The organism is Hansschlegelia zhihuaiae, assembly GCF_004103825.1.
GTDB classification, from domain to species: Bacteria; Pseudomonadota; Alphaproteobacteria; order Rhizobiales; family Methylopilaceae; genus Methylopila; species Methylopila zhihuaiae.
This window is the reverse complement of sequence record NZ_RYFI01000003.1, coordinates 88,047-92,428: the sequence shown is the minus strand read 5'-3', so window position 1 is coordinate 92,428 and position 4,382 is coordinate 88,047. Positions and strand designations below refer to the sequence as shown.

Below are 4,382 nucleotides of genomic sequence, written 5' to 3'. Positions count from 1 at the left end.
GGCGCCCCCCCGCAGGCGCGCCGCGACCACGGCGGTGGTCTCGGAGGAGTTCACCTGCATGCCCCCCTCCATGACGATGACGGTCTGGCCTGTCGCGGAGGTCTGGACAGCGATGACGCGGTCGGGGCGCACGAAGTTCACACCGCCTAAGCTTTTCACTTCGATAAGACTGTTCACGGCGTCATCCCGATCGGGTTGCAAACGCCGACGATGCGGGAGAGCGGCTTAAGATTTCGACAATCAATTGTCCGGACCGGGCCGCCAGGGCGGCGCGAGCCGCGAAAAGCCCTGTTCGCCGGTCCGCGCCGCAGCCTGCCGGATCGACCGGCCGTCGAGCGTGAGGTCGGGACGGATCTCGGCGAGCGGCGTCAGCACGAAGGCGCGGTTGAACATCTCGCGGTGGGGGATGACGAGGCGCTCCGAGGCGATCCGCGCGTCGCCGAGATAGAGGATGTCGACGTCGATCACCCGCGGCCCCCAGCGAAACGTCTCCTCGCGCCCGAGCTCCTCCTCGACGCTCTGGGTGAAGGCGAGCGCCTCCTCCGGCGAAAGCGTCGTGCGGCCGATCGCGCAGGCGTTGGCGAACCAGTCCTGGTCGAGATAGCCCCAGGGGGCGGTGCGCCAGACCGACGAGGCCTCGACGAACTCGATCTCCGGCCCGGCGAAGACGCGCTCCATGGCGCGGAACAGATTGGCCTTCTTGTCCCCGACATTGCTGCCGAAGCCGAGCCCGATCTCGGTCGGGGCCGGCCTCGCGCCGGACGTCGCGTCCTTGGTCATCGCGCGTTCAGTCCTCGCCGCGCACGCGCACGACCTCGACGCCGACGTCGGAGAGCACGCCTGCGATCGGCGCGCTCGGCTTGTGCAGCTCGATCCGCACCTTCTCGATCTGCGGGAAGCGGTCGAGCAACGCCTCGACCGCGCGCTCGGCCAGCGCCTCGATGAGCTTGACGCGGGGACCCGTGGCGACCGCGATCAGCGTCTCGTAGACGTCGGCGTAGGACACGGCCTTGGTGTAGTCGTCGGCGCGGGCGTAGTCCCTCGCCTCGACCCAGTAGTCGACGTCGAAGATGAAGCGCTGCCCGAGCTTCTGCTCCTCTGCGAAGACGCCGTGATAGGCATGGACCTGCACGCCGCGGATGAAGATCCGATCGCTCATGGCGGGATAACTCGCGAAGCCGCGCGACTGTTGCGGCGGATCAGGGAAGGACGGGCTCAAGCCCGGCGCGCCATAAGAAGCCGGCCGACCGCGACCGCCGGCGCGCAGTCGCTGGCCTGGCCGGCGAGCGACGGATCGTCCGTCCAGGCCTGCCCGACGTCGCGATACAGGAGCCCGAGCCGGCGCGCCACCCTCTCGGCGAGGAAACGCCCGACCCCGGCCCCGTGGAAGACCGGCGAAGCAGGAGCTTCGGCGCGGCTGAGGATCATGGCGGCGGCGTCGGCCAGCCGCCTGAGGCAGGTCTCCGCCAGAAAACCGGCGAGCGCCCGCGCCTGTCCGGGCCGCGCCGGATCGAGATCGGCGCCGGCCATGCGCAGCAGCCTGCGGGCGCTTGCCTCGACGGTCTTGGGGCCGCCATCGGCGGCCGGATGCAGGTCCGCGCCCTCCGGCAGGTCTCCGGTCAGGCGGAACACGTCGGCGCTGGTGGCGAAATGCTCCGCCATCGGCGCGATCCACGCGCCGTCGAACGGCAGGCGCGGCGCGATCGCCATCACGGGCGTCCGCGCGACGCCGAGATAAACGAGCTCCTCGGCGGCCATGCGCCCGGCGTCGGTCGCCCCGCGGGCGAGCGTTTCACCTTTGCCGAAGGGAATGAGATCCGCCGTCGTCGAGCCGACGTCGATCAGCAGGCCCGCGCCGCCCTCCGCGGCGAGCGCCTCGGCGGTCGCGCGCCAGTTGGCGGAGGCGACGTCCGGCCAGACCGAGGCTGCATGATCCACGCCTACGAACCCGCGCGGCCCGGCGTAGATCGTGAGGCGCGCCGGGCCGAGCCTCGCGCCGAGCCGTTCGACGATCGCCGCGACGCCGCTCGCCCGGTCCGGCCAGAGATCGACGAGTTCGCCCGTCATGGTGACGGCGGACGCGGCGTCGGCCGCAATGTCCGGCGCCAGCGTTTCGATCGCGACGTCGAGCTCGTCGAGGCCGCGCCAGAGCGGGCAGGCGGCCACGCGGACGGCCTCAAGCCGTCCGTCGGCTCCGAAACGCGCGAGCTTCAGATGCGCGCCGCCGACGTCCCAGCCGAGGACCGGACTCACAGCGCGATCTCGACTTCACGGGAGGCCATCGCGATTGTGGCCGCGGCCGTCGCGAAGGGCGGGACCAGCGTCGCGGGATTGCGGCCGAGCGAGGCGAGAAGGCCGGCATAGGCTGTGGTCAGCCTCGGATTGACCTCGATGACGCTCGGGCCGCCGGGCCCCAGCACGACGTCGACGCCGAAGAGACCTTCGAGGCCTGGTATCGCCTGCACGATGTCGTCGGCGAGCGCAGCGAGCCGTCCGTCGGGATCGCCGAGCGCTCCGACCGAGACTCCGCGGAACGCGAAGGCGCCGTCCTTCACCACGACGCGCTGTCGGTTCACGGCGAGCAGCCGCGTCCGGGCCCCGGCGCGCAACACCGTGAGGCTCGCGGCTTCGCCCGCGACGAAGCGCTGGACGATGTGGCCGGGCGGCAAGGAACCGGGAGGGGGCCGGCGATCCGTGATCCGGATGGCCTCGCAGCCTGCGCCGTCGTCTGGTTTCGTGACGAACGGACCGGTCGCGTCTGGCGGAACGTCGTCGGGCCGCCATGTGACCGGCGTCGGGATGCCATGCCCCGCAAGACGCTCGGCCGTCAGCCGCTTGGACGAGCCGATCCTGATCGCTTCGTCGTCCGGACCGACGACGACCGGGCAGCGTGAGCGAACGAGACCGGTCAGTCTGGCGAGCGCGCCGCCGGTCTCCGGCGCCACGAGCCACGAGACGTCGGCGGAGGCGGCGATCTCGGCCCACAGCGCCCATGCGTCGCAGCCCTTGCCGATCGCATGGCTATCGGCGCCTGCGGGGGCCGCCACGCGGTCGTCATGGGTGGTTATCAGATCGACGTCCGACAGATCGGCGAGGTCGCGGGCGAGGGCGTCGCGCATCATCGCGCCCTCGCGGGCGAGCGAAGGCGGCAGGTCTTCGCCGCGCAGGCCGCCGCCGGTCACGAACTCGCAGAAGAACACGCGCACCGCTTTCCCTCCCGGCCGCGGCCCGCTATGCGGCGACGCGGCCCCCCGACGACGCCTTATCGCATGTCGGCCGGGTCGTAACAGCGAGGGATATTCCAGACGATGGACGTGGTTCCTGTGATCGACCTGATGGACGGCGAGGTCGTCCACGCCCGCCGCGGCGAGCGGGGCGCCTATCGTCCGATCCGCTCGGGCCTCGTCGACGGCGCAGGGCCGCTGGCGATCGCCGGCGCGCTCATGCGGCTCGCGCCGTTCCGCAGGCTCTATGTCGCCGATCTCGACGCGATTCGCGGGCGGGGCGGCCATGATCGGACGGTCGCGGCGCTCGCCGCCGCGCACCCGCGGGTCGAGCTCTGGGTCGACCGCGGCGAGACTGACCTCGAGACGCTGTCCGAACGGATTCCGTCCGAGGAGGGCGTCTCGGTGATCGGCACGGAGTCCCTCGAAGACGCCCGCACGCTCGGCCATGCGCTCGCCGCGTCGCAGGGCGTGCTTTCGCTCGACCATGACGCCGACGGCCCGCTCGGGCCGAAGGATGCTCACCGTGACCCGTCGGTCTGGCCGGACCGGGTGATCGTGATGACGCTCGCGCGGGTGGGCGCCGGCGACGGTCCGGATTTCGCGCGGCTCGCCGACGCGGTGGCGCTGGCGGGCGGCCGAAAGATCTACGCCGCCGGCGGAGTGAGGAACGCCGACGACCTTCGCAGGCTGCAGGACATCGGCGTTTCGGGCGCGCTGGTCGCGAGCGCGCTGCATGACGGGCGGATCACGGCGTCCGACCTTGCGGGCCTGACATGAGGGCCGCGGCGAACAGGGCCGCGACCGTAAGGTCCGCAGTCGTGCCCGGATTGAGGCCGCGCGCCTTGAGGTGCAGGTCGAAGGCGTCAAGCGCGCGCTCGCGGTCGGGCTGGGCGTCGAGCCCCTCCGAGAAGGCGGCGGCTTCCCGCCGCAGGGTCTCGGCGGTCGCGACGCCGAACTTGCGCGCCACGTGGCTGTCCGGGAACAGGCTGAGCAGACCGAGATAGACGTCTTCCACCGCCTCGCGGCCCGCCGGGCCGGAACGGTATGCCTCGGCCGCGGCGAACACGTCCTCGAAGCCGCTGACATATTGCAGGGCGATCCGGTCGCGGTCCGCCGCCGCCGCCATGGCCTCGCGCAGCGTGATCGTGGGCGGCT

Annotated in this window: 6 protein-coding genes; 1 reads left to right on the top strand and 5 read right to left on the bottom strand. The window is 71.8% G+C overall.

The genetic code is table 11. The features are described from left to right. Window positions 1-240 precede the first annotated feature (240 nt). From folK to EK403_RS04315, 4 genes are read right to left on the bottom strand one after another with little or no spacing between them, the layout of a single operon-like run. Window positions 241-780, bottom strand: a complete 540-nt coding sequence (gene folK, locus EK403_RS04330; RefSeq protein WP_128776278.1) for a 2-amino-4-hydroxy-6-hydroxymethyldihydropteridine diphosphokinase — start codon at window positions 778-780, stop codon at window positions 241-243. 7 nt (window positions 781-787) lie between these two features. Beyond that, a complete protein-coding gene (gene folB, locus EK403_RS04325) occupies window positions 788-1,159 on the bottom strand; it encodes a dihydroneopterin aldolase (protein WP_128776277.1) in 372 nt (123 codons plus the stop codon). A gap of 56 nt (window positions 1,160-1,215) precedes the next feature. Then, window positions 1,216-2,253: a hydantoinase/oxoprolinase family protein gene (locus EK403_RS04320; protein ID WP_128776276.1), complete on the bottom strand. Its 1,038-nt coding sequence runs from the start codon at window positions 2,251-2,253 to the stop codon at window positions 1,216-1,218. After that, the gene (locus EK403_RS04315; protein WP_128776275.1) at window positions 2,250-3,206 is read right to left on the bottom strand and encodes an ATP-grasp domain-containing protein; all 957 of its coding nucleotides are present in this window, start codon (window positions 3,204-3,206) and stop codon (window positions 2,250-2,252) included. The genes EK403_RS04320 and EK403_RS04315 overlap by 4 nt, the downstream gene beginning before the upstream one ends. Before the next feature lie 102 nt (window positions 3,207-3,308). Here EK403_RS04315 and EK403_RS04310 point away from each other — a divergent pair, with 102 nt between their 5' ends. After that, on the top strand, window positions 3,309-4,004 hold the full coding sequence (locus EK403_RS04310; protein ID WP_206659476.1) for a HisA/HisF-related TIM barrel protein: 696 nt from the start codon (window positions 3,309-3,311) through the stop codon (window positions 4,002-4,004). Here EK403_RS04310 and EK403_RS22935 read toward each other — a convergent pair. Further along, the coding region (locus tag EK403_RS22935) for a triphosphoribosyl-dephospho-CoA synthase (RefSeq protein WP_245479499.1) at window positions 3,973-4,382 on the bottom strand (410 nt) is incomplete at its 5' end. The genes EK403_RS04310 and EK403_RS22935 overlap by 32 nt on opposite strands.